Consider the following 26,371-nt stretch of genomic DNA (forward strand, 5'->3'; position numbering starts at 1 on the left):
TTCCCACAACCCGGTGGTTAATCCGCCGCAGGCGGACTCTGCCTACTGAGCTGCTGGGGATCAAAATAAAGTTGGTTAAATAATTGTTATCCTAACAGAAGTCAAGAAAAAATCAATCAGAATGCGCTTTAGTGAGGTTTTATTTCGTTATCGGTTTCAGCTTGAGGTACAGTTCATCCAGTTGTGCTTTGCTGGTCTCCGAAGGTGCCTCGGTCATCAGGCAAGCCGCCTTCTGGGTTTTGGGAAATGCGATCACATCCCGGATGGATGATTGAGCGCACATCAGCATTACCAACCGGTCAAAACCAATGGCAATGCCGCCGTGTGGCGGTGCACCGGAATCCAGCGCATCCAATAAAAAGCCGAACTTGCCTTCATAGGTCTGGCGATCCATATTCAGCGCTTTAAAAACCTTTTCCTGAACGCTGCGCTGATGGATCCGGATGCTGCCGCCGCCGATTTCAAAACCGTTTAGCACCAGATCGTAGGCCCGGCTGTTTACGGCTAAAGGTTCTTTCGCCAGACGGGCAATATCCTCTTCCAGGGGCGACGTAAATGGATGATGCAGGGCCTGCAGCCGTTTTTCGGTTTCATCATATTCAAACATCGGGAAACGGGTTACCCATAAGAAATGGTACTCGTTTTCGTTGATCAGCCCCTGGGTTTTGCCCAGGTGATTTCTGAGATGACCCAGGGCTTCGTTGACGATCTTGGGCTGGTCGGCAACAAAAAAGACCAGATCTCCAGGCGCCATGTTAATGCGTTCAGCCAAGGCATTCTTTTCGGCATCCGTAAAAAATTTGGTGATCGGAGATTGCCATTCATCTTCTTTAACCTTAATCCAGGCCATGCCTTTGGCCCGGTAAACACTGACAAAATCCGTCAAATCGTCAATTTCTTTGCGCGAAAAATGTATGCAGCCTTTGGCATTCAAAGCTTTGACGATGCCGCCCTTTTTTACCGCGTCGGCAAACACTTTAAAGTTGGAGCCGGCAACGATATCGGAAATTTCTTTAAGCTCAAGGTCAAAACGGGTATCGGGCTTGTCCAGCCCGTAGCGGCCGACAGCCTCCTCATAAGTTAGTTGTGCAAACGGGCGCCTAATTTTTATGCCCAGAACCCGTTTGAACAGTTGGACCATCAGGCCTTCTGTGAGTTTCATGATGTCGTTTTCACCCACAAACGACATTTCAATATCAATCTGGGTAAATTCAGGCTGTCGATCAGCGCGCAGGTCCTCATCCCGGAAGCAACGCACGATTTGGTAATAACGATCATAACCGGAAATCATGAAAAGCTGTTTAAAGATCTGCGGCGATTGCGGCAGGGCATAAAACTGACCTGGGTTTACCCGGCTGGGGACCAGATAGTCCCTGGCGCCTTCAGGGGTGCTGCGGGTTAGAAAGGGCGTTTCCAGATCGAAGAAACCGTTTTTATTAAGATATTCTCTGACCGCAGCCGTGGTTTGGTGCCGCAGAATCAGGTTCTTTTGCATTGCAGGACGCCGCAGATCGAGGTGACGATGTTTGAGCCGAATGGTTTCAGAAGCATCAATCTCATCTTCAATCAGAAACGGCGGGGTTTTGGCCTTATTCAAAAGCCTGAATTCCGTGACGGCCACCTCAATCTCGCCGGTCTTCAATTTAGGATTAATCATGTCGTCCGGCCGATTTTCCACTTTGCCCCGCACCGCCAGCACGTATTCATTGCGGATGGCATGAGCTTTGGCATGGATTTCTTTGTCCACCTTTGGGTTAAACACCACCTGGGTGATACCTTCCCGATCCCGCAAATCCACAAAGATCACACCCCCGTGATCCCGCCGACGATGGACCCAGCCCATCAAAACCACTTCCTTGTCAACATCGCTGGCGTTTAGCTCCCAGCAATGATGCGTTCTGCGCATGTTTCCTAGTTGATCAGGCAATATCATCTCCTTGTTTTGGAACCTATTTCAAAAATGCATCTAGCGCCCATGGGTCCGCCAATATTCGTGGCGGATTACAAACCAATTCAAAATGCGTGAATGCTACAAGTTGTGCCCGTTACCCGTTGTCCCGTTTGCCGGTTCATGAAATGAATTTAGACGATTTTCCTCTTTTTACGGGCTCAATCCGCCGGAGGCGGACTCAACTGGCCAACCGGAAAGCGTGATCTACTATTTTTGAAAAAGGTTCACATTTTGTTAGTTTATTTTCAACGCTTTAAACTACTTGGCGTCAATTCGCTTTTTAATGGCTTCAACCAAACCTTCAAGGGGAACGGAAACCTGGTCTTTGGTTTTCATATTCCGCAGAATAGCCTCCCCCTTTTTGAGCTCGTCGTCACCGACAATCAGAACATATCCGGCTGCCAGCCGATCGGCCCGTTTCATCTGACTTTTTAGACTCTTGCCGCTAAAATCCAGCTCAGCGCTGATGCCTTCAGCCCCTAAAGCACAAACCCACTCAAACGCCTGCAAACGGCTTTGCTCCCCCAATGCCGCCACAAAGATAACCGGTTGGCGGTAAAATTGTTTTGTCTCAAGACCGGTCAATTCCGTCAGTCTGTCAAATCCAATCGCAAAGCCGGTAGCCGGTATATCCGGTCCCCCCAGTTCACTGACCAGCCCATCATAGCGGCCGCCGCCGGCAACCGCATTCTGGGCTCCCAGGGACGCCGTCTGGATCTCGAATGTGGTGCGCGCATAGTAATCCAGACCGCGTACCAGGTTTTTATCCACCACAAAGGAAACACCCAATTTTTGCAGCATCTGTTGAACTTCATCAAAGTCGGCTTTGCATTCCGGATCGAGATAATCGATGATGGAAGGTGCATCCGCCAGCGCCGCCCGGCAGTCCGGAACTTTGCAGTCCAGCACGCGCAACGGGTTACGATCCTTTCGTCGCTGGCAGTTGGCGCACAGCTGGTCATTGATGGAGGTCAAAAAGTCCGATAAGGCGTCTTTATACTTAGGCCGGCATGTCGGACAGCCCAGTGAGTTAATGTGGGCTTTAACATCAGCGACCTTCAATCGCTTAAACAAAGTGATTAAAAGATAAATCAGCTGGACATCCGCCAGCCCGGATGGGACACCGAAAATCTCAGCATTGATCTGGTAAAACTGGCGGTACCTTCCCTTCTGCGGTCGCTCTCTTCGAAACATGGGACCGATCGTGTAAAGTTTTTGGACCGGATCCTTGGCATGCAGCCGATGTTGGATGTAAGCCCGTACAATAGAAGCCGTCGCTTCCGGGCGCAACGTAATCAGGTCGCCTTTGCGATCCGGAAAAGTGTACATTTCTTTTTCGACAATGTCAGTGTCTTCACCGATGCTTCTGGCAAACAGCTCGGTGCGCTCCATAATGGGAATACGGATCTCTTGGAAGCCAAAGTCTTCCAGAAGCTCACGTGCCACCTTCTCAATTGCCTGCCACAGCTCAATTTCGCCGGGGAGAATATCTTTAAATCCTCTGATTAACTGGATCATTGAATGGGGTGTCCTTCACATCCGATAGGCGTTCAAAAATAGAAGGCCTGCGACGGTGTTTTTATTCTGTTTTCAAGTAAATCTGATTTTTTATCTTAATATCGCCAATTTAGTCAACCTTAATATTTTTTTTAAGACTTGACACCCCAACAGTGATTGCCTAATTGATTTACTTTTAAACTCAATTGGATATATATTAGTCTGACTATATTCTGGTACAAAACCATTCTTGGAAAGGAAAGGCGCATATAATTGACAACTGCGGGCAAATATAACACTCTTACCGATGTGGCCGGCATCACCGTCGGCCATTACACCGACCCGGTTGCTGCCAGCGGGGTGACTGTGGTTGTCTGTACCGAGGGCGCGGTGACCGCTGTTGACGTACGCGGTTCGGCGCCCGGCACCCGGGAAACCGATCTATTGGCGCCGACCAATCTGGTTGAAAAAGCGCAGGCGGTGGTGCTCTCCGGCGGTTCGGTTTATGGTCTGGCCGCTGCAGACGGCGTTGTGCGTTGGCTGGCGAAAAACGGTTTCGGATTCCCGCTGGATAAAGGATATGTCGCACCGATCGTCCCGGCAGCGGTATTGTATGATCTCGATCGTGGATCTGATTTTGTTCCCCCAGTTTGTGCCGAATGGGGTGAAAAAGCCTGCCAAGCCGCCGGCAGTGGCCCGGTCGCCTGCGGCTGCGTGGGCGCCGGCACCGGCGCCTGGGCAGGCAGCATCAAAGGGGGGCTGGGAACCGCCAGCGCCGTTTTGGACGCCGGCATCACGGTGGCCGCATTGGCCGCTGTCAATTCAGGCGGATCAGTCATCGATCCCGCCAGCGGGCAACCATGGGAAATAGGCCTGCAAATCGAGCAGGAATTCGACCCACAGGGAAAACGGGCCGTGAAACTGCCACCACTGCCTGCAGCCGCTGCAGCCCAGAACACCACCATTGCAGTGGTCGCCACCGATGCCAAGCTGAGCAAGGCCCAGGGTTGCAAAGTCGCCCAGATGGCCCATGACGGTATGGCGCGGGCCATTCGACCGGCACACACGATGTTTGATGGCGATACCATTTTTTGCATGGCCACCGGCAAACAAAAGTTACCCCAAAAGCAGGGTTTTTTCAGTGCGACCCAGGCCCAGGCGGTTACCGACATCGGTCACGCTGCAGCAGACTGTTTATCAAGAGCCATTATAAGGGCCATCCTGACAGCTAAGAGTGCCGCCGGCATGACGGCATTCTGCGACCTTGATGATCGATAAATAATGTTCATCTCATTTCAGAAAAAAGGGAGGAAAAATAATGAGGAGACTGCTTTTACTTTCTCTGGCATTCGCTATCACGCTTTCAATTGCACCGGTTTGGGCAGAGGCACCCAATAAAGGCGGAAACCTGGTGCTGTGCGTGGGGGATGAGCCACCGGGGCTGGATCCGACTGCAAGCGCTTCGGCTGCCATCGATCGGGTCGTCTTCGCCAATATCATGGAAGGACTGGTCAAAGTCGACCGCAACGGCCAATTTGTGCCCGGGCTGGCCACCCAATGGGATGTGTCGCCGGACGGCAAAGTGTATACGTTTAAACTGCGCCAGGGGGTCAAGTTTCACAACGGAGAAGCTTTCAATGCCCAGGTCGCCAAGTGGAACCTTGAACGCGGCGCAGCACAGGACACGAAAAATGCCCATCCTGAATTTTTCCGGGTTATCGCAAATATTGAAACACCCGACAGTCAGACCCTGAAGGTCACTCTCAAAGATGTTGACGCCCTGTTTATCGTTCACATGGCCGAAGGCGATGCCGTCATGCTGCCGATGAAAGGATACGAAAATACGGCTGCCGCGCCCATCGGAACCGGGCCGTTTAAATTTGCCAAATGGACCCGGGGCGACAGCGTGGAAATGGTCAGAAACGAGAAATACTGGAACCCGGTCCTGCCCTATCTGGACAAAGTCACCTATCGCTTCATCAAGGACCCCAGTGCGCAGGTTGCCGCTTTAAAAGCCGGTGATGTGGATCTTATCGGCTGGCTGTTTGCACCCGAACTGGCGGCAGACATCGCCAAAGACAAACGCTTTAAAGTGCTTTCGGGAGCGTCCACCTCTGAAGTCATCATGTCCACCAACAACAAAGCCAAACCCTTTGACAACAAGCTGGTGCGCCAGGCGATTGCGCTTGCCATTGACCGCCAGACGGTCATTGACCTGGTCATGGCCGGATACGGCACCGTTATCGGCTCCCACTGGCCGCCTGTTACCCCTTACTACAAGGATATGACCGGTCGGTTTCCCTATGACCCGATAAAAGCCAAGGCCTTGCTGGCCCAGGCCGGATATCCGAATGGTTTCTCGGCCACCATCAAGCTGCCGGCCATTTATCCCTATTCACAACGCGCAGGCGAAGTCATCGCCGACATGCTGGGTCAAATCGGGATCAAACTCAAAATCGAGATTGTTGAATGGGGCTTCTGGCTGGATCGCATTTTCAAGCAAAAAGACTTTGAGCTGTCCATGATCGGACACGCCGAAGCATGGGATATCGGCATATATGCCAATCCGGATTACTATTTCCAGTTCGATTCCCAGGAATTTCGGGATGCCTATGCCAAAGCACTCAAAGCGCCCAACGAAGCGGAAAAAGCCAAATGGTTCGGCCGCTGTCAGGAAATCGTCGCCGAGGAGGCCGTCAACGGATTTTTGTTCCTGTCACCGGCACTGTCTGCCATGAAGATCGAGTTGATGAACTGGTGGGAGAATTACCCCACAATCGCACTCGATTGCACAGAGGTGTGGTGGAAGCGGTAATCGGCACATTGTTGGAAAGCTGGGTATTATGCTAAGTATCTCCATTCTATGCGGAAAAAATTTTACCACGAAGTTCACGAAGGACACGAAGCAGTAAATCTTTTTTGGTATGTCTTCGTGCATCTTTGTGTTCTTTGTGGTCAATACCGAAATGAAAATACATCAATAATAAAAACTGCCTCCCTGAATTAAACGCATGCTCCGCTATTTGATCAAAAAGCTGCTCATCCTGCTGATTCTGCTGTTCTTTGTCTCCATTGCGGTATTTGCGGTCCTTTTTGTGCTTCCCGGTGACCCGGCGCAGATTATTCTCGGAATCAATGCAACCCCCGAATCGCTGGCGAATCTGCGTGCTGAGCTGGGCCTGGACAAATCATTTATGGGACAATACGCCCAGTGGATGGGGAATCTTTTACTAGGCCGCAGCCACCAATCCATTCATTATAAAATGCCCGTTTTTGAATTAATTGGCGACAGCCTGGCGGTGACCGGACCGCTGGCCCTTCTGGCCATGGTGTTCGCCCTTGTCATTTCGCTGCCTTTCGGCATCTACGCCGCGCGGCATCAAAACCAATCCGGCGACGTGACGGTCATGTTCTGCACCCAACTGGGGCTGGCTACCCCGGAATTCTGGTTTGGTATCCTGCTGACCCTGGTGTTTTCGGTCCAACTGGGCTGGTTTTCCGCCGGGGGTTTTCCGGGCTGGGGCACGGATTTCTGGGGTTCACTCAAAGCGCTATTGCTGCCCGCCTTCGCGCTGGGTGCCATCCGGGCCTCCATTCTGACTCGTCTGACCCGCTCTTCGATGCTGGAAGTTTTGCGTGAGGATTACGTACGCACGGCGCGCGCCAAAGGGCTCAAAGAACGGACCGTTGTCTACGGGCATGCCTTGCGCAACGCGCTGGTACCGGTCCTGACCATTATGGGGCTTCAGTTGGGACAGCTTCTGGCAGGGGCGATTATCATCGAAAATGTCTTTTTTCTGCCGGGTCTGGGAAGACTCGTATTCAATGCCATCGGCCAACGGGATTTACCGGTGGTGCGCGATATCGTTTTGTTTATGGCGGCAGCCGTCGTCATCATCAATTTTCTCGTCGATCTGGCCTACGCCGCGGTCGATCCGAGGATACAGCTGGAATGAAACGCTTCTTTAAAAATAAAAACTTTACCATCGGATTTATCCTGTCGCTGATTGTGGTTATTGCGGCGGTGCTCAGCCTTATCTGGACCCCTTTTGAAGCCAACCGCATGAACGCCAAACTGCGACTGCAGGGCCCATCCTGGCAACACCCGCTGGGCACAGACCAGTACGGCCGCGATACCCTTTCACGCGTGATGGTGGGGGCGGTCAACTCGATCATCGTCGGATTGATGACAGTCGCCATCGGTTTGAGTGTTGGCGTCACATTGGGGCTGGTAGCGGCTTACTACAGCAAGTGGGTTGATGAGTCCATCATGCGTTTATCGGACTTTTTATTCGGGTTTCCGGCGGTATTGACCGCTATTTTGATCACCTCGATTCTGGGTCCGTCGATGATCAATGCCATGCTGGCGATCGGTATTTTTTATATCCCGGTATTTGCCCGTTTGACCCGGGCAGTGGCGATGGTCATCTGGGAGCGGGAGTTTATTGTCGCCGCCCGGGCGGCCGGTATCAGTGAGTGGTCAATTGCCTGGCGCCACGTGCTGCCCAATATTATTTCGCCCTTGCTCATCCAGGGCACCATTCAGTTTGCAGTGGCTATTTTGGCCGAGGCCGGGCTCAGCTACCTTGGATTGGGAACCCAGCCCCCGCACGCCTCCTGGGGCCGAATGCTAAACGAAGCGCAAACCTATATGTCACTGTCACCCTGGATGGCCATCTTCCCCGGATTGGCCATTGCCTGGGCCGTACTGGGCTTCAATTTGTTGGGGGACGGACTCAGGGATACGCTTGATCCAAAAATGGTCCGAATCAGGTAGTTTTTATTCGGTCCGCCTGGGCGGACCGGATGGAAAACCATATATATTCAAAAAAATTACATAGCCATGATACCTTCAGAAACGATACAAAAAGTTCTTCGTCATATCGACCCCGAGGAGTTAATTGCCTTGACGGCTGAGCTGGTGCGCATCAACTCGGTGTGGGATCCGGCGGCCGGCACCAGTGAACAGGCTGTGGCGGAAAAAGTAGCTCGTTGGGCGCAATCGCAGGGTTTTGAGGTTCAAGTCGATCAGGTCACTCCCAACAGACCCAATATCATCATCAAATGGCGGGGGGCATCAGAAAATCGCAACCTGATGTTTGAAGGCCATACCGATGTGGTGACGCCCGGTGATGTTTCGGCCTGGCGCTACGATCCTTTTGGTGCTGAAATCGTCGGTCGACAAATGTATGGTCGCGGCACCAATGATACCAAAGGCAATCTGGCGGCCATGCTAATTGCGATGAAGGCCATAAAGACTGCAGCAATTGCACTAAAGGGTTCCATTATCGGCGGCGTCCTATGTGATGAAGAAGACCAAATGCTTGGTGTGGTGGATTTTATAAACAAAGGTCATGCCGACAGCATAACCGCTGCTGTCATCTGCGAACCGCAGGATGGCTTGATCTGCACTTCTCAGAAAGGCGCTGTTCGGGCCCGTTATCGTATCGTCGGCCGCATGAGCCACGGTGCCATGCCGTTGACCGGTCTAAACTGTGCGCCGGCCATTGCCCGGTTGATTGACGGCCTGCACCATCTGGAAAAAAAGACGGCCACTGCCGTCGGATGCGATCCGCATTTAGGTTGGCCCAGCTTCACACCAACCGTTATTCAGGCCCCATCCGCCGGCGTACCGCAGCTTAACGTTGTGCCAAGGGAGGCCATGGTGCTGGTTGACGTTCGAACAACACCGGCACAGTCTCATCAAGACATCATCGCAGATCTGAAAATCCTGGCTAAAAATGTTGCCCAGGACGTTCGTAAGAACTATGTACAGTACGATCAAATGCTGGATGTGCAGCGCAGTCCCGATCTGGCAGTCCAGGTTGACATTATAACCGACAGGCCCTGCACGCAGACCGACCCAAGCGAGCCCATTGTCAAAGCCGCAGCTTGGGCGACCCAAACCATCAGTCAAAAACCACCGATTTACGCAGGCGTGCCCGGTGCCACTGATGGGACTTTTTTGCATTCGATGAAAAATATACCCATTGTCACCATGGGCGCAGGCGATCGTCACGTACCGCATCAAATCGATGAATGGGTTGATCTGGATCAACTGATTGAAACCGCCAAGGTTTATGCTTTGACGGCCCTTCATTTTTTGTACCAACCGCCTGCTTAATAGAATAATTTCGCTACTATGAAACCGATATCAGTTATAGAGAAGAGCCGCAGGTGTCAGGTTTCGGGTGTCAGGCTCTAAAGTTCCGCCGCAGACGGAACACCTGAAACCAAAAAGGGGGGGTTAGCTTAATCAAAGCCTTGATATGAATGATAAACTACTCGTCATTGAAGAGCTTAGGGTTAGCTTCGAGGTTTCCGAAGGCATCGCCCGCGCCGTGGATGGTCTCAGCCTTGATCTGGCTGCCGGCGAAACACTGGGTTTGGTGGGCGAATCCGGCTGCGGTAAAAGCGTCACCGCCTTAAGCATTTTAGGTCTGGTCCCGTCACCACCAGGCCGGATCGATACCGGCCGTATCCAATTTGAAAATCAGGATTTGCTGCGCCTGGACGCTGAAGAATTGCGCCATATTCGGGGTCGTGATATCGCCATGATTTTTCAGGAACCCATGACCTCCTTAAATCCAGTACTGCCGATCGGACGGCAGGTCGCCGAACCGCTGATGGTTCATAAGGCACTTTCAAAATCAGAAGCCCTCGCAGAAGCAGCGGCATGGCTGGATCACGTTAAAATCCCGGCGGCCCGTAAGCGGCTTGAGGATTACCCTCACCAACTTTCCGGCGGTATGCGTCAACGGGTCATGATCGCCATGGCCATGGTGTGTCGGCCCAAATTGCTGATAGCAGATGAGCCAACCACCGCTTTGGATGTCACCATCCAGGCCCAGATCCTGTCCCTGATGCTGAGTCTTAAATCGGAATTGAATATGTCTGTGTTGCTGATTACCCATGATTTAGGGGTGGTGGCCCAGATGGCCTCACGGGTGGTGGTCATGTACGCCGGACAGGTCGTTGAGCAGGGGCGCATGACGGACATTTTTGATCAACCTTTTCATCCCTACACTCAGGGTCTTTTGCAATCAATGCCGCGATTGGGTGAGCACAAAGGCGGGCATACACCGCGGCTTAATGAAATTCCCGGGACCGTTCCCGCCTTGACGGAGACGACTGTCGGCTGCCGCTTTGCCGACCGTTGTCCACATGCATTCGATGCCTGTCGCCAGCAACAACCCGAATTATTTAAAATTAGTGACAGTCAGCGCGCACGCTGTTGGCTCAAACGCTATCCGGATCGGAGAAAACAAAGTGTTTGATCGTCCGCTACTAAGGGTCAATCATCTGGTCAAGGAATTTCCGCTTGGCGCTGGATTCTTTACCAGACAACAGGCTCGAGTCCGAGCTGTTGATGGCGTCTCATTTGAGCTGGCCCGCGGTGAAACCTTTGGCCTGGTGGGGGAATCCGGCTGCGGGAAAACAACTCTGGGGCGCTTGATTCTAAGGTTGGTCGAGCCCACCAGCGGCAATGTTGAATTTGATGGACAGCAGATCATGGGGCTGGACGCCAAGGAGATGCGAGGGCTGCGGCGCCGCATGCAGATTATTTTCCAGGATCCTTACGCCAGTCTCGATCCCCGCATGAAAGTGGATGCCATTGTTACCGAACCTTTGCGTGCCATAAAAAGCCTTACCAAAAACGAACGCACAAAGGTAGCTGCCAAACTCATTGGGAAAGTCGGCCTGCGGGCATCCGACCTGGACAAATACCCGCACGAATTTTCGGGCGGACAGCGCCAGCGCATCAGTATTGCCAGAGCGCTGTGCGTGAAACCGGATTTGATCGTTGCCGATGAGCCGGTCAGCGCCCTGGACGTTTCCATTCAAGCCCAGGTTATCAACTTAATGGCTGACCTCAAAGATGAGTTTCAGCTTTCTTATGTCTTTATTTCCCATGATTTAAGTGTGGTCGAACATATCAGCGACCGCATTGCCGTGATGTATCTGGGCGGGATCGTCGAGCTGGCACCTGTTGAAAATTTCAGCAATACCCCTCGTCATCCCTATACGGCGGCCCTGCTGCGGTCTGTGCCCATGCCCGATCCCCACTGCGGAAAAGAGCCGTTTCCCATGGAGGGTGATGTGCCCAGTCCAATAAATCCGCCGGCGGGTTGCACATTCCATCCGCGATGTCCGCATGCCTTTGAGCGCTGTCAGACCGAGAAACCTTTGCTGGTGGAGGCGGCACCGCAGCATTTCGTGGCCTGTTGGTTAAATGATAGCAGAGGACTGTAAATCTTTCATAATGATTTTGTAACATCATATTTTAACCACGAAAACACGGAATCTGAGAAGCACGAAATACTCTTTTTACCTTTCGCGTTTTCGTTTTTTCGTGGTATTTTTTTTTGTTTGCTATCGGAGTGTCCAGTAACGGAGGAAAAATATGAAAGTTGCGATTGTGGGCGCCGGCGCAATGGGCAGCCTCTTCGGCTCACTTCTGGCTGAAGGCGGACATGATGTCTGGCTTTTTGATGTCTGGCAGGAGCACATCGATGCGGTCAACCGAAACGGGATGACCATCGAGTTTGACAGCAAGGCCCGCAACATCGAGCTGCAAGCCGCTAGCGATCCGGGAAAAATCGGTGAATCGGAGCTGGTGCTCATTTTTGTAAAATCAACCCAAACCAAAGCCGCCGCCCAGACAGCCGCGCACCTGGCATGCCCAGAGGGCCTGGTGATGACCCTCCAAAACGGTATGGGCAATGCTGAAACGATCGCACAGTTCTTCTCACCCGATCGCATCCTGGTCGGGACAACAGCGCATGGCTCTACCATGCTCGAGGCCGGATCCATCCGACACGCCGGTGCCGGCCCCACAACTGTTGGCATGTGGTCCCAAGGTGAAAGCGAATTCAAAAGGGCACAGCAAATCGCTGATCAATTCGCCCAGAGCGGTATCCAAACTGCTGCAGTTAAAGATGTCCGCCCGGTGCTCTGGGATAAGCTGCTGGTCAATATCGGCATTAATGCCATCACGGCCCTAAGCGGAATCAAAAACGGTCAGATTCTTGACCTTGAATGCACCAAGGATCTCAGTCGCGCAGCGGTTAAAGAAGCTGCAAGTGTGGCACTGGCCCAGGATATCAACATTCGCAATGATGCCGTCGATCATGTTTTCCAGGTGGCCGGCGCCACAGCCGCCAACCGCTCCTCGATGGGGCAGGATGTGGATCATTGTCGGCCGACTGAAATTGATGCCATTAATGGCTTTGTTGTGCGTGAAGCCGAACGTTTGGGAATTGAAGCGCCGGTCAATCAGACGCTCACAGCGTTGGTTCAAACGATGGAGGAACACTACCTAAAATAAGGTTTCAGGTTTCAGTGTTCAGGTGTCAGGAAAAGACGACAACGAGCGGATTTTGTCAATTTTTACGTCATCGGTTTCACCATTCTGACACCTGACACCTAAAATCCGATGAATCTATGAAGAAGAAGGAGAAAGCAAATAATGAGCAATGAGAAAACTAGCATATTAGAAATCCAGCAGGCCAAAGTTGAAGGCCGTAAACTGGTGATGCTGACCGCCTATGATTACCCGTTTGGTTTGTTGGCAGATCAGGCAGAGATTGACATGGTACTGGTGGGAGATTCATTGGGCATGGTGGTTATGGGATTGGACGGCACCGTTGAAGTCACGATGGAAAACATGATCCATCATATCAAAGCGGTTGTACGGGGATGTAAAAGACCGCTGGTGATCGGCGACATGCCGTTTATGAGCTATAACACCTCGATCCGGGAAGCCATTCACAACGCCGGCCGTCTGATGAAAGAAGGGGGATGTGATGCCATTAAACTGGAAGGCGGTATGCATTTCGTCCCCACTGTTGATGCGATCGTCAAGGCCGGCATTCCGGTCCAGGGTCACATCGGGTTAACACCCCAGACGGCCAGCGCTCTGGGAGGCTTTAAAATGCAGGGCAAGGACGCGGTAGCAGCCAAGCAAATCATTGATGATGCCAGAGGCCTGGAAGACGCCGGTGTATTTTCGATTGTTCTGGAGGCCGTACCGGCCCCGCTCGGCAAGTTGGTCTCTAAAGCGGTCAGGGTTCCGATCATCGGCATTGGTGCCGGACCGGAGGTGGATGGCCAGGTACTGGTCACCCACGACATGGTTGGCCTGTTCGACAAGTTTGTGCCCAAATTCGTCAAACAATATACCCAGATCCGGACTATTATTCTGGACGCCATGCAGGCTTATAAAAAAGATGTGCAGGCCGCAACATTTCCGGCTGCGGAGCATTCGTTCAAAATGCCGGCGGAGACGCTTGCACAACTAGAAATGATGATTGAAAAATAAATGTGTCGGGGAGAGTTGGTCAGATATTAGAATTCAAAATTCAGATGCCCTTGCCTGTAATTGATTTGACAGAATAAGAATGTCGGTTACAAGTTTGTTTGGCAATATGATATCACAACTTGCCGGGAGTCACACCTTAAGTTTAGGTATGTTGAAGAAATCACTAGCCGTTTGGACGATACAATATCGGTTAACGGACTTATAGAATTAGATGGGATTTAAATCAATCGATATGTTGTTTTGCAGATTGCAGGTATGCTACTTGGCAGCAAAAAATTGCGCATCGATTTACAAGTCAGGGGTTAATTGTATCGATTCGTCAGAGGTTCTTATATTGAAAGGTTCTGGATGATTTGAAATGCAAGAATTTATGAATTTTTAGATCATGTAATTAAAAGCGGTGAATGGATCTTGCCCCATAGTTAAAATCTATCAACAAAGTAATCTCTTATCGCCTTTGCAAGATCATCTGGATGTCCCACATCTATAAAATGAGAATCGGCAAAAGGGTGCCCGAAAACTGAAAATCCATTTTCGATAGCAGCCTGAATAACATGGCCAAGGTAAATTTCGGCTTGGATTGCGCCTTTATGTCTTTTAGCCAGATCATTTTTTAAGTAGTCATGCATGAATAACGTAAATTTCGGTTTCCAGATAGCGAAAGTCCAACTAAACTTAAGTTCAGTTGCTTCCGGTTTGACATCAATTTGTGTAATGCGGCCATCTGTTTCAAAATCTACCATGTCGCTTTTTTGCGCCTGTCTTTTGTCTTGCACGGGGTAAAGCCCAAGCATTAAATCGGCGCTTTTTTGCTCAAGGGCGGTATCAGCCACCGCAAAAGCATTCTCAGGCTCAAATAAAATGTCAGGAAATCCAAGAAATATTTTCGATTTTTTTACAAATGGATATGCTTGATCCAATGTGTAGGGCACACCAAAAGGATGGGTCATTATCAAATAAGCCAGTTGGACACCGATCTCACTTCCGTCTCCATAGTGGTTAGGAATATCCCATTTCCCTTTCCTGATAACCACATAAACCTTGTTAATACCAACCTGACGGAATTTTTCCAAAAGATAGGTAGAAACCGCTTTCAGCTCAGACTGCTTTTTATCCGCCTTAAAGCCGACAGGTAAAAGCTCCTTACTGAATGCCAAAGACCCCAACCGTTCGGCGATGCCGGCCGCAGGGATAAGACCTATTTTTTCCATTTGTCGTATCTTCTAAATAGTGATCAGACTAACACAAAACTTCGGTATTGGGTCGAGTGGTTTTAGCACTTCTAATAGTGAATGACTTTTTTTTAAGCATTTTAGAAAATTTTTTTGACCATCAAATTTGCAACAGCTTAAGGGGCTGATCCGCCAATTGTTGATTGGCCTCCTTGAGTTTTTCTTCATTTGAAATGACGGCCACCGAACTGTTTGCGCTTTGGGGGTCAAAATATTTTTCGGAAGCCTGCTGGATATCGCGGCGCGTTAACGATAGCAAACGCGCCTTGAACTGGGTGCGAATATCGTCAGAAAGTGAAACAATTTTGCGGTAAAAGGCTTTACGGGCAGCCGGTCCCGGTGGATCCGGTTTGTCTATTTCAGAACACACTTGCAAAATCGCTTCCTTGACGTCTTCTTCTGAGTAGGCACCGCTGCGGATAAAATCTGCTGCAGCGGTATAGACATTTAGTGTCGTAACAATATGGGGATCGCGGTACGAACCAAAACCAAACAACCCATCCTCCGGATTGTAGATGGCAAACCCTCCATAGGCCCCGCCTTTCTCGCGAATTTCACGGTGCAGATACATCGATCGTAAAATCTTACTGATGACCGTCAGAGCCGGGCCATCAGCGTGAGTCATACGAACGGTTTCAAATGTCAGTGCAACAAACGACACAGCCGTTGACGTACTCCAACCCTCGCGCAGTGAACCATTGCCTTTGTGGATGCGGGGCGGACCAAATCCTTCGCTTTTTCCGTCTGCCAATTGCCTAAAAATTTCCGCTGATGCCCGATTGGCGCCAGTTAAGGTGTCTTTCTCTCCGATGATCGCCATCTGGAAATTGTTGCGCACGAAAATTTGCTTTCCGATGTCGTTCAGATTCTTTGAAAACCAATTGAGTTTTCGGGTATCGAGATCATCAGTCAGCTGCTGAATGGTTTTAAGCTGATGAATACCACTCCAGGATTCGCTGAGCGCCCGGGCAGGAGAAACATTTCGGGAAGCAACCGAGATCGCTAGACGATGTCCGTTGTGGACAATCATGGTTTGAAGTGCGGCGCGATATTCCTTCAAAAGGCTGGTTAAGCGCGAATGGTCGGTAAAATCAAAATCGGCGATAAACTCTTGGATGATGCCAAACAAATGCTCCTGATTACGGTCCAGACATTTACCGCTAAATGATATAAAAGGCAAGCAGCTCCCGTCCTGATCATAACGCGTGCGGGCATGAGTCGCTGACCCGACCCCGCCGGTATAGGCGACAATTCGGCGAGCCATCTGGGTGTAATCGTGCTTTCCGGTACCACAGCGGGTCAGAGCATAGCAAAAGAAGGGGGCCCACGGGCTCAGTTCCGGGGGTAGACTACCGGCACCGGCCGACGCCGCGAAATAAAAAATTCCGGAAGTCGGCTGCCGATATATCGTGGTGACAGAAGAAGGTTCATATTGCGACTCTTTAACGATCGGGACTGAAGCGGGTATATCTTCTCGCGCCAGGGTCGGCAAAATGGACACATCATCTTTGGTTTCTTGAAGTTGTTGAAGAGATTTACTGTCTTGTTGGATTTTATCCAGCACAGAGCGCGACAGCTTGGTTTTAATATCTTCTAATTCGTCTTGCACCCGGAGGGTCTCATTTTGCTCCATTTGTTGATCCGGAACCATGGTGAGTCGGATGCGGTGAGGATTGTTCAGGAGTCTTTTTTCGATCAGACTCTCAAAAAACGGTTCGCGCTTCATTAAATCACGCAACTTTTTAAGATCATCATCAAATTTTAAAATCTTGACCGGATCTCCGCCATGCAGAAGCGGGCTGGTAAATGCCAGTAAGAGTTTAATACCGTATGGATAAGGTGTATTGGTTATTTCCTTGCGATGGAACTCGATCTGATGAATGGCTGATTCAATAAGTTGCTTATCAATGCCCTTTTTGACCAGATCGGTCAGGGTTTCAAAAATAATGGCTTCTACCTTTTCGACGGCCTGCGCTTCAACATCTTTGAGACCGGCAATAAAAGCCGTATCCCGATTATCGGTATCCAGCCCGCAACCGTCACACAAGGCAGAGCCGAGTTCTGAATCAATGAGCGCTTTGCGCAATGGTGCTGCAGAGTTTCCCAACAGGATTTGCTCCAGGAGGGCCAGGGTTAAAAGGTGAAAGGCATCCTTAATATCGCCCACCAGCCAGGCAACGCAGGTCTGATATTTTTTCGCCGGATCCTCGCTGGGGTTGAATGGATATGGAAATGAAGCCACCCGCGGCTTGCGCCATCGTGGTTGTGCACGCACATCCGTATCGGGTTTGACCCGCTTGAATTTCTGCAATACCATATCTTCAATGGCAACAAGGCTTTCAGCCAATGGCACATTGCCGTAAGTATAGAACAATGCATTGCTGGGATGGTAGTGGTGCCGGTGGAATTCTTTCAATTGCTGGTAAGTCAATTTGGGAATTTCTGCCGGATCTCCGCCGGAATTGTAATGATAGGTTGTTGACGGATACAATTCTTTCTGGATCGAACGCACCATAACCTGATCCGGTGAAGACATGGCGCCCTTCATTTCATTGTAAACGACACCCTTGTAAGTCAAGCGAAACCGATCGGGATCTTTAGAATTTAAATCGCCCTCAATTTCAAGTCGATGCCCTTCCTGTTTGAAACTCAATTCTTCCAATTTGGGGAAAAAGGCGGCATCCAGATAGACATCCAAAAGGTTGAAATAGTCCTTTCTGTTCTGGGTCGAAAAAGGATACATGGTCCAATCGGAGGCGGTAAAGGCATTCATGAAAGTGCTCAGGCTTCTTTTGAGCATCGAAAAGAAAGGGTCACGAACTGGATAGCGTTGGGAACCGCAAAGTACTGTATGTTCAAGAATGTGGGCAACACCAGTTGAGTCGACCGGTACGGTTTTAAAAGCGACGCTGAACGTATTTTCAGCATCCTCGTTACTGATATGAATGTGCCGTGCTCCGGTATTGATATGCTCGAGGTCGTAGAAAAAAGATCGAATCTGCTCTAAAGGCACGACCCGTTTAACAGCATAGTTACCCACCTGTTCACCTTGACGAAAATCTGAATTTCGGGAATCCACAAATTTGCTCATCATGATAACTTTCTTAATAAGGTGTTGGTCATTTTGGATAATCTTGTCGTTTTATAAAGATTTCCCACGAAATCACGATAGATAAAAAGCACGAAATTTTTTATTCTATTTTGTATTTTCGTCCTTTCATGCTTTCGCGGTAGAATTCAACTATTCAGTCGATCTCTGCACCGATTCAAGATTTAAACACCGGTAACAATAAGTTGCAGATCAGGTAAGAAATATGGCGTCAGGCAGCTACGTAGATGCCGCGGCTCTTGCGTTTTATTTTGCCAATTTTATTCAAGCGGAAAATAATATTGCGGATTTTTTTCTCGCCAAATCCCGTTTTGGCTTGGATATCAGCAAATCCGAGCCCTTTACGTGAGCGCTTGATGGTTTCAAAAACCATATCCACTGCCGTAACCGCCGCTTTGCGCCGCCCCCTCTGTCCATTTAGCGGATATCCACCGCTGGCCATACCTGCCAGGATCAAATTTTCCAATCGATCCATTTTTGCCATTAAACGATCAACGTCTTTTTTGGTCGGGATATTGTAATTCTGCATGAAAAATTTTACCATGGCATCGAAACTGATACCTTTGCCCTTTTTTCTCGTCATGAGAGCCTCCTCGCGCAAAAAGATGTGCGCTTTCTGACACGCTAAAAATGGGTGAACCTATGGAATTTGCGGTAAAAATTAATGATAAAACCCCAAAAAGTCAAGATAATGCCAAACGGTAGATAAATAAAACCACAATGGTACAAAGCACACAAGGAACAACTTAAGAAAAAAATGCGATTTCATTTCTTTGTGATCTTTGTGCTTTTGTGGTGAACAGTGTTAAATCATGAACCAACACAACCTTTAACTACTGAAAAAAAGATGACTTCTCCGAAAGCATTGCTCAAGGCCTGGAACCTTAGACCCAAGAAAAAACTGGGGCAACATTTTTTGGTCGATCCCTCAACGGCGGGCATGATTGTGCGAAACTCCCAGATTTCACCAGCGGATACGGTTGTTGAGATTGGTGCCGGATTGGGGGCACTCACCATCCCGGTGGCAAAAACGGCACAGCATGTTTTTGCTATCGAAAAAGATCCCCAGTTGACTCAGTTACTCAAAACGGAGTTACTGGTTCATAAAAGATCCAATGTGACGATTATCGAAAAAAACATATTGGAAGTTGATTTACCGTTGTTGGCGGGAAAGATAGATCGTCCCTTGATAGTCGTCGGAAACCTGCCCTATAACATTTCTTCGCAGGTCCTCATCAAGCTCATAAAGGCCCGCAAAAATGTTAGCCGCGCGATTTTGATGTTTCAAAAAGAACTGGCCCGTCGCATTACGGCCGGCCCCGGTAAAAAGGAATACGGGAGACTTACGGTCATGCTGGCGTATTGTGCCGAAATTAAATCCATCGCCACGGTGACGGCATCACTTTTTTATCCGGTTCCTAAAATCGATTCAGAGGTCGTCGAGGTTGATTTTAACGTCAGGCGTGAATATCCCGCGCATGATGAAGTCATGCTCTTTGAGGTGATCAAGGCGGCGTTTGGAAACCGGCGCAAAACACTAAGAAATGCCCTCTCGAGCAGTGGTCTTAAAATTAAACCGCAAACGGCGCAACAAGCACTGGAGGCCGCCGGCATTGATCCAGCGAGGCGAGCAGAGACCCTCGATGTGGCTGAATTTGTAGCGCTTCAAATCAGTTTAGCGCAGGTTGGCAAATCAAGCTAACCGTCGTTTGGGGTGAATATTTATCTGAATGTGTCTTGACCCGGTTCGACAAGCATATTATGTTTTACCAGAGCTCTTTTGGATACCGCACACAAAATTATCCATTTAAAAGGGATCTAGAAAGAGGAAAACCACGAAGACCACCAAGAATGGCATTAAGAGATCTTAACAAACTTCGTGACCTTCGTGGTAAACTTTAATTGGCGCAATCAAAGTCGAAATTTAAAAACCTACTATAAATGAGGAGGCTCTTATGGCGGTTAAAATATTAATTCGACGTAAAGTACCGGAGGATAGGGCTAGAAAAATGATACCGCTTTTTCGCGAGATGCGATCGATGGCCAATCAACAAACCGGCTACATCACCGGCGAGACGATGCGAAACCTTGAGAAGCCGGATGAATTTTTGGTAATCAGTACATGGGAAACATCAGAAGACTGGAAGCGATGGGTGCAAAGCAATGAGCGCCAACAGATTCAGGATCAGATCGATGCTCTGCTGGGCGGCACAACCGAATACGAAATCTTCCACTACGGCTTTGCGGAGTAACGACTCACCTTAACGCTCGTGTGCCAGATTCAATTTTAATACATTTAGCGTATACCCGGCATACAGAGAGTTGCGCGTTCCGGGTTGCGCGTTGCGCGTTGATTGATGATGATAGCGATACGCGTAACACGCAACTCGAAACTCGCAACATAAGTTTCTAGTTAGATACTCTCCGCAATAGATACCGTTCGATCCCCTAAAATATTCACATAGCTTCCCATTTCATTATCATACCAACCATAAATAACCGCCTGGGTGACCGGTACCCGGATAATCGATTCTTTCAGATTGCCAAAATTTCCTTTTCCCAAACCGGGTACTTTATTTAAATCAATCGTTGCCTCGGCTGTACGGGTGTGGGTTTCGTGGCCTTCGATGGTGGCCGCAACCCGCGGCATACCGATAATATCACCGGAAACATTCTGTTTGTTGGTAAAGTATAGGTAGCCCTGGGCGTTTTCGCGGGCCGCCTGTTCAAATATGTCATTGATGGTATCCCGGGTGATAAAAGGGCCGCTCGGCTCTTCTTGTAAATTGACTACCAGTATGATCAAAGATCCGGTCTGAACGGGTATGCGGACGGATTCAGCAATAAAGGCGATTTCAGCCATTTCCGGTATGACCAGTCTCAATGCATTGGCAGCACCGGTGGTGGTTAGAATGATATTGTTCAGGATGCTGCGATTTTTGCGAAGATCGGTCTTGCCGGTTTTCGGAAGGCGGTCCAACACCTCCTGAGATCCGGTGGCTGCATGGACGGTGGCCATCGATGCAGACATGATCTTTTTAGGACCGAAAGCATTGATCAAGGGCTTGACCATATGTGCCAAGCAGGTGGTTGTGCAGGAAGCATTTGAAATGATCCGATGACGTCTGGGGTCATAATCGTTTTCATTGATGCCCATCACAGTGGTGACGGCATCTTCGGGCGTTGAAACACCTTTGTTTTTTAGTTTAAACGGCGCAGAAGCAATCACCTTCTCGGCACCGGCCTCGAGATGGCCCCGAAGAGCCCCACCTTCGTGATCGGCATCCAGAGTCGGATCCAAAAATTGACCGGTGGTATCCACCACCAGCCGTACGTCATGATCGCGCCAGCCAATCTCAACCGGGTTGCGATGTGTTCTTAAAAATCGCACTTTAACACCATCAACCATCATCGAGCCATCGTCCTCATTTAAATCTTCTATAACCGGTTGACCGCGATGCCCGTGAAGATAGCCGTGTAGCCATCCGTAGGTTGAATCTCGCTCAAAATAATGGGCGATGTCTTCGAGGCTTGAACCCGGCTGTCTTCCGATATTGACAATAATCTCATCGAAAAATCTTCGGCCAATGTGGTGCCAGAGGGTCAATTTACCAATGCGCCCAAATCCGTTGACACCCAACTTACTGCCACTTGAAGATAAATCCGCCTTGGCCATGTCTAATTGGCTCCTTTCCTGGTTTCCTTGACCTTGATTAAACCCTGATATACCGGTCCTTCGTGCCCGTCAATGCTGATGTGCTCGCCGGATTTTATTTTAAGTTGATTAAACTCACAGTATTTTTCCTTTTCATTACATTCCAGATTGGTACAACTGACCACACAGGTTTTACCCAGCCGGTGCGCGATGACAGCTGCGTGAGAGGTCAGCCCCCCGCGAGCGGTCAACAGCCCATCAGCCGCATGGATTTCCCGGATATCGTCGGGGACAGTATCGTTGCGGGCAAGAATCAAATTCGCACCGGGATCCATCACCCGCCATTCTTCGATATCTTTTAGGGTAAACACCAGACGCCCGCTCATGGCTCCCCCGCTGACGCCGACACCATGTCCCAGATACAATCTCTGGGGATCTTGCTCAAAATCAAAGGTCAGCACTTGCTTTCTTTCACGAATGGCCATATCGCGGGTTTGCAGCAGATACAAATCATCGGGTGACGACCCTTCGAAGGTAAACTCGATTTCCTGCGGGCTCCAGCCTCTTTCATCGATCAGGTCATGGGCCCAGTCATTCAATGCCTGATAAATTTCCGGAAAATGGGTCTCCATGGTAACATCGGTTTCCCGCATTTCGATTTCCTGTTGGAAGATCGATATGGGCATGGTTTTAACCAGTCCAGAGACGACATCTTCACCTTGATTACCGATGGTAAAATCGCCCCATAGTTTCAGGGTATCGCCGGACCAGCGGGGATTATGGGTGAAAACAACACCGGTGCCGGACTGCTGGGATATATTGCCATAGACCATAGCCTGAACGGTAACTGCTGTGCCCCAATCCTCTGATATTCCGATTATCCGTCGATAGGCCATGGCCCGTGATGATTCCCATGACGCCAGAACCCCTTTGATGGCCAGATGGAGCTGCTCGTAGGGATCTTCCACCACTTCAATACCGGCCTCCTGGATCAACTGCTTGTATGTCAGGGCAACTTCACGCATTTGCTTTCCGGTGAAGTCTCTCTTGAGGGGAATTCCCAGCCGTTGTTTGGATTCGTTGATGATGGCATCAAAGTCATCGCGCTTCAAGCCATACGCCATTCCGTAGCATTGCAAATATCGGCGGTAATTGTCCCAGGCAAACCAGGCATTACCGGATGTTGCGGCGATGCCTTCTGTAATCTCCTCATTGTTGCCGACATCCAGCAGGGTGTCCATCATGCCCGGTTGGGATATGGAGGAACCGCTGCGCACGGATAGCAGCAGCGGGTTTTGTCGATCACCGAAAATCTTACCGGTCACTTTTTCCAGGGCTGAGATATTGTCGATAATTTTTTCTTTAAAATTTTGCTCTGCCGGCGGGTAGCTCTCAATAATCTCACGGCAACGAAATACTTCGGTGGTGATGATAAAACCCGGTGGTATCGGATAGCCAAAACTTTTCAGCCGGACCATGTTTAGTCCTTTGTTGCCCAGATAGATGATGCCGGTTAAACGCGCCAGGGAAGAGTCAATCGGCGTGATGGCATTTTGGGGATCATACAGAAGCAAGCGCTGAAGCTTATCTTTAGGCAATTTGTAGGATTGTTGAAAAAGGGTGCTTAAAATCCGGCTTAAAAACAGATCGAGTTGCTGCAGCCCCAGACTCAGGGCGATACGGTCCCGGAAGAAAATCTCGGAAACACGCAATTGCAGGTTTTCGCTATCAATGGTTTCACCTGAAGGTAGAAATTTCGGCAACAGTGTGCCCAGCGGTGTCTGGGCAAAAATCCGGGTTAGGTTCTGGCCATGAATATTATTAAAATAATCATTGACCATGTTCTTGACGGCCTGGGCAAATCCTTTAAAAATATCCAGATATTGCGTTAAGGTAAAGCCTTTGACCTCCAGGGAATGGGCTAAAAATTCAAGCTGGCGTTCGAATTCCTTGGATGAAATGCCGTCCAGCTTCAAGGCTCTGTCAAACAATCGCAACAAACTGTATATTTGATGAAAAGTGGCCTTGGTAATCAGACTCAGGTCAATATTTTCAATCAGCTGCTCAAAAAGAACATTGACCAGTGACTCGATCCGAAAGGTAAGCCCCAGGCAGTCAAATTTCATTTCATGATAACTGCCGTACATTGACGGTATATCGATGGTGATATGTCTTTTTTTATAAATGTCCTGGCGGATTTCATATGTTTCTTCAGATAAAATGACGGCCTGTAATTTTTCCATATACTCAAGCAGCATAAACAACCGCTTGTGCAAATCCGGTTCGACAAAGGCCAGCTCGAGCCGATTTAAATCCGGTAACGCCTCTGTTCGCAATTGGGCAAGGTAGGCATCCAGCTCAATTAAATCGAAATTATATTTCTGGTTCAGTATCTTATAGAATGCTGCCGCAAGTTCCACACGCTCCCGGTCGAGCGCGGGAACGCCTTTGATGGTTTCCAACCAGTGGGCGATGTTTTTCTCACTTATCGCCAGCAGATCATTTGGATTGCGAATACCCTTTTCCTTTAGATGGCCCATTATTTGAAAAACACCATCAATGAACAGTCCTTGAGTTTCGATCTGATCATAAATAGCAGGGGGGATATAAGGTTCCAGACGGGTTTTATCGCGTGATTGCCAAAAATAGAGAACCGCCTCCATCAGATCGATGATGCGATTGCTGCTTTCCACATGACTTTGCTTTCTGAGATAGTGGATGAGAATGTCCCGGCGCTGAGAAATTTCATCAATGCGTGTCGAAATATCCCTTAGCCGGCCCTCAGCTCCAATATCATTGAAATATACCGGAAACAGGCGCGTGAGCTGTTTGGCAAGGTTATAAACAGGACCGATGCCACTGTTTAACAATTGGGTAATATCGCGAGGAAAAAGATCAATATCCTTGATAAATACACCGCAAAGGGACAGATGAATAATCAGGGCGGAAAGCAGGCGAATGGATCGTTTGGGGTCTAATTTGATCAGCTCCAGCCAGGTGCGAATGTTTAAAATATGGGTCTTGTTAACCTGTATCTGCCAATTGTTGTCAACGCCCTGAATATTCGGTGCGGCAAAGCCTAAATCAATGACCGAATCGATGAAAAAATTGATGAGGTCGATATCGTCGGTTTTGTAGACGCCTTGTCCCATGTTGAGCACACAGTTCAGCGTCGTGGCCGGATACATACTGGCACGCTCTTTCAGGATGGAAAAGGTTTTCTCGATCAGATTTTGAATGTCACGGTAATTTTCATTTTCGATAATCCAGCCCAGGGTCTGGTTAATATCGCGTAAGGTTTGTCGATGAATAAGCGATAGACCGGTGATGCTCATTATATGAAATAAAAATATGAGCTTAAGATGCCGACCGCGCCCGTTTCCGCCGGCCTTGTTTAACAGATGCCGCGGAATGTGGCGATACTGCTCGACAATCTGATTAAACCCGGGAAGTTTCAACAGCGCCTTCAGTGTTTTGTCAGAATCAAGACGTTGATGATGCATCATCTGCTTAAGTTGCTGGTTCCAGTCTACCAGCTGTGTGTGCGATATGCTTTTAAAAAATGGCAAATACGTGCTGCGCTGGTCCCTTTCAGACATTTCCCCTGCAAACCAGGCTTGCGGGTCTCTTTCGCTCAACCAGTAGGCATAGGTAACGCGATAAAATTTAATCAACAGGCGGTTGATGGTGTTAAAAACACCATCTGATTTCGGCACGCAGTTCAGGAAGGTCTCAGCCAAGCGATCGATTTGATAGTAGCTACGCGCAAAGAGGGCAAAAATATCATCGGGTAAATCGCTGATACGCGAAAAAGCGCTGTCGATCGGCGGCAAAAATATCTCTATTTCCGAGCCTGAATCCTTGAGGACCTTTTGCAAAAACAGCTGCAGATTATCAATGGCATCGATTTTGACGTTCATTTCAACCTCGGAATCTATGGCATCAAAGAAAATATCGATTAGCAGCTGCGCTGCTGCCGGTCCTTTGGGATGTTTTTTTATCAGATGAAAATATTCGAGGGAATACTTGCGAGTTTCGATGACAATGAAGCGCCAGTTCTTATACGGATGAGACAGCTCCTTTAACAGCGTGTTTAGCCCCTCCATCAACCCGTAATATTGGGACAAGACTTCCTGAAGGGTTGCATATTTTTCATCAATGGCGACATCGACATGATAGTCGGCCAAATTCACTTCAAGTGCTTTGGATTTAACTTTCACTGCTGCTCGTCTTTCCTTAAAAAAGCAGAAAATCAAACATAAATGGTTTCACTTACAGGCTATCAAGTATCAGCCGCTGGTTCAAAGGTTCAACGTTCAAGGGTTCAGAGGTTAGACAAACAGAAAAATCTGAAAGATATAAAGTCGATGGCCAGAGGAAAAGATCCAAGGGCCTGAACCTTTGAACCTCTGAACCCAGAACCTCTGAACCTATGAGCTAAGCGTACCAAAGTTCATGGCCAATTTCAAGGAAACGCAGGGGGTTCGCGCGACAATGTGAATTTCGTCTGCCACCCATAAAAGATAAAAATCAGTTGCCCAAATAAAACCAAAAAAGCCTCCCCCCATAGCGGGAGAGGCTTTTTTCGATTTGATATTATGCGATT

General features: G+C 49.2%; 18 protein-coding genes. 11 read left to right on the forward strand and 7 right to left on the reverse strand.

All coding sequences use genetic code 11. The annotated features are described in order from the left end of the window. Positions 1-139: 139 nt before the first annotated feature. Both aspS and hisS read right to left on the reverse strand, forming a co-directional pair. Positions 140-1,906 (reverse strand): aspartate--tRNA ligase, encoded by a 1,767-nt coding sequence (aspS, locus tag QNJ26_00005; GenBank protein MDJ0983891.1) that lies wholly within the window; start codon positions 1,904-1,906, stop codon positions 140-142. Between the two features lie 303 nt (positions 1,907-2,209). Next, on the reverse strand, positions 2,210-3,469 hold the full coding sequence (gene hisS / locus QNJ26_00010) for a histidine--tRNA ligase (GenBank protein ID MDJ0983892.1): 1,260 nt from the start codon (positions 3,467-3,469) through the stop codon (positions 2,210-2,212). Between the two features lie 252 nt (positions 3,470-3,721). On the opposite strand from hisS, the gene QNJ26_00015 reads away from it, so the two are divergent. The 9 genes from QNJ26_00015 to panB all read left to right on the forward strand — a co-directional run bounded on the left by QNJ26_00015 (position 3,722) and on the right by panB (position 13,769). Continuing rightward, on the forward strand, positions 3,722-4,726 hold the full coding sequence (locus QNJ26_00015) for a P1 family peptidase (GenBank protein MDJ0983893.1): 1,005 nt from the start codon (positions 3,722-3,724) through the stop codon (positions 4,724-4,726). Positions 4,727-4,766: 40 nt separating this feature from the next. After that, positions 4,767-6,263, forward strand: a complete 1,497-nt coding sequence (locus QNJ26_00020; protein MDJ0983894.1) for an ABC transporter substrate-binding protein — start codon at positions 4,767-4,769, stop codon at positions 6,261-6,263. A 196-nt stretch (positions 6,264-6,459) separates the two neighbouring features. Further along, complete coding sequence (locus tag QNJ26_00025; GenBank protein ID MDJ0983895.1) at positions 6,460-7,404, forward strand: ABC transporter permease; 945 nt, start codon at positions 6,460-6,462, stop codon at positions 7,402-7,404. Next, positions 7,401-8,225 (forward strand): ABC transporter permease, encoded by an 825-nt coding sequence (locus QNJ26_00030; protein ID MDJ0983896.1) that lies wholly within the window; start codon positions 7,401-7,403, stop codon positions 8,223-8,225. The genes QNJ26_00025 and QNJ26_00030 overlap by 4 nt, the downstream gene beginning before the upstream one ends. A gap of 66 nt (positions 8,226-8,291) precedes the next feature. Continuing rightward, the gene (locus tag QNJ26_00035) at positions 8,292-9,572 is read left to right on the forward strand and encodes an ArgE/DapE family deacylase (protein ID MDJ0983897.1); all 1,281 of its coding nucleotides are present in this window, start codon (positions 8,292-8,294) and stop codon (positions 9,570-9,572) included. A gap of 145 nt (positions 9,573-9,717) precedes the next feature. After that, the gene (locus QNJ26_00040) at positions 9,718-10,725 is read left to right on the forward strand and encodes an ABC transporter ATP-binding protein (GenBank protein MDJ0983898.1); all 1,008 of its coding nucleotides are present in this window, start codon (positions 9,718-9,720) and stop codon (positions 10,723-10,725) included. Further along, the gene (locus QNJ26_00045; GenBank protein MDJ0983899.1) at positions 10,718-11,701 is read left to right on the forward strand and encodes a dipeptide ABC transporter ATP-binding protein; all 984 of its coding nucleotides are present in this window, start codon (positions 10,718-10,720) and stop codon (positions 11,699-11,701) included. The genes QNJ26_00040 and QNJ26_00045 overlap by 8 nt, the downstream gene beginning before the upstream one ends. 151 nt (positions 11,702-11,852) lie before the next feature. Then, entirely contained in the window at positions 11,853-12,776 is a 924-nt protein-coding gene (locus QNJ26_00050) for a 2-dehydropantoate 2-reductase (protein MDJ0983900.1), read from the forward strand. A gap of 141 nt (positions 12,777-12,917) precedes the next feature. After that, positions 12,918-13,769: a 3-methyl-2-oxobutanoate hydroxymethyltransferase gene (gene panB, locus QNJ26_00055; protein ID MDJ0983901.1), complete on the forward strand. Its 852-nt coding sequence runs from the start codon at positions 12,918-12,920 to the stop codon at positions 13,767-13,769. A 422-nt stretch (positions 13,770-14,191) separates the two neighbouring features. On the opposite strand, the gene QNJ26_00060 is transcribed toward panB, so the two are convergent. The 3 genes from QNJ26_00060 to QNJ26_00070 all read right to left on the reverse strand — a co-directional run bounded on the left by QNJ26_00060 (position 14,192) and on the right by QNJ26_00070 (position 18,693). Further along, on the reverse strand, positions 14,192-14,980 hold the full coding sequence (locus QNJ26_00060) for a sugar phosphate nucleotidyltransferase (protein MDJ0983902.1): 789 nt from the start codon (positions 14,978-14,980) through the stop codon (positions 14,192-14,194). Between the two features lie 121 nt (positions 14,981-15,101). Beyond that, complete coding sequence (locus tag QNJ26_00065) at positions 15,102-18,092, reverse strand: insulinase family protein (protein MDJ0983903.1); 2,991 nt, start codon at positions 18,090-18,092, stop codon at positions 15,102-15,104. 229 nt (positions 18,093-18,321) lie between these two features. After that, positions 18,322-18,693: a hypothetical protein gene (locus tag QNJ26_00070; protein ID MDJ0983904.1), complete on the reverse strand. Its 372-nt coding sequence runs from the start codon at positions 18,691-18,693 to the stop codon at positions 18,322-18,324. 264 nt (positions 18,694-18,957) lie between these two features. Here QNJ26_00070 and rsmA point away from each other — a divergent pair, with 264 nt between their 5' ends. Both rsmA and QNJ26_00080 read left to right on the forward strand, forming a co-directional pair. After that, positions 18,958-19,812: a 16S rRNA (adenine(1518)-N(6)/adenine(1519)-N(6))-dimethyltransferase RsmA gene (rsmA, locus tag QNJ26_00075; protein MDJ0983905.1), complete on the forward strand. Its 855-nt coding sequence runs from the start codon at positions 18,958-18,960 to the stop codon at positions 19,810-19,812. A gap of 253 nt (positions 19,813-20,065) precedes the next feature. Then, a complete protein-coding gene (locus tag QNJ26_00080) occupies positions 20,066-20,362 on the forward strand; it encodes an antibiotic biosynthesis monooxygenase family protein (GenBank protein ID MDJ0983906.1) in 297 nt (98 codons plus the stop codon). A gap of 161 nt (positions 20,363-20,523) precedes the next feature. Here QNJ26_00080 and QNJ26_00085 read toward each other — a convergent pair whose 3' ends face one another. Together QNJ26_00085 and QNJ26_00090 are read right to left on the reverse strand one after the other, a co-directional pair. After that, positions 20,524-21,786, reverse strand: a complete 1,263-nt coding sequence (locus tag QNJ26_00085; protein ID MDJ0983907.1) for a glyceraldehyde 3-phosphate dehydrogenase NAD-binding domain-containing protein — start codon at positions 21,784-21,786, stop codon at positions 20,524-20,526. A 2-nt stretch (positions 21,787-21,788) separates the two neighbouring features. Further along, positions 21,789-25,985, reverse strand: coding sequence for a PEP/pyruvate-binding domain-containing protein (locus QNJ26_00090; protein MDJ0983908.1), 4,197 nt, complete (start codon positions 25,983-25,985; stop codon positions 21,789-21,791). Positions 25,986-26,371 lie beyond the last annotated feature (386 nt).

The sequence above is a fragment of the Desulfobacterales bacterium genome (assembly GCA_030066985.1).
GTDB lineage: Bacteria > Desulfobacterota > Desulfobacteria > Desulfobacterales > JAHEIW01 > JAHEIW01.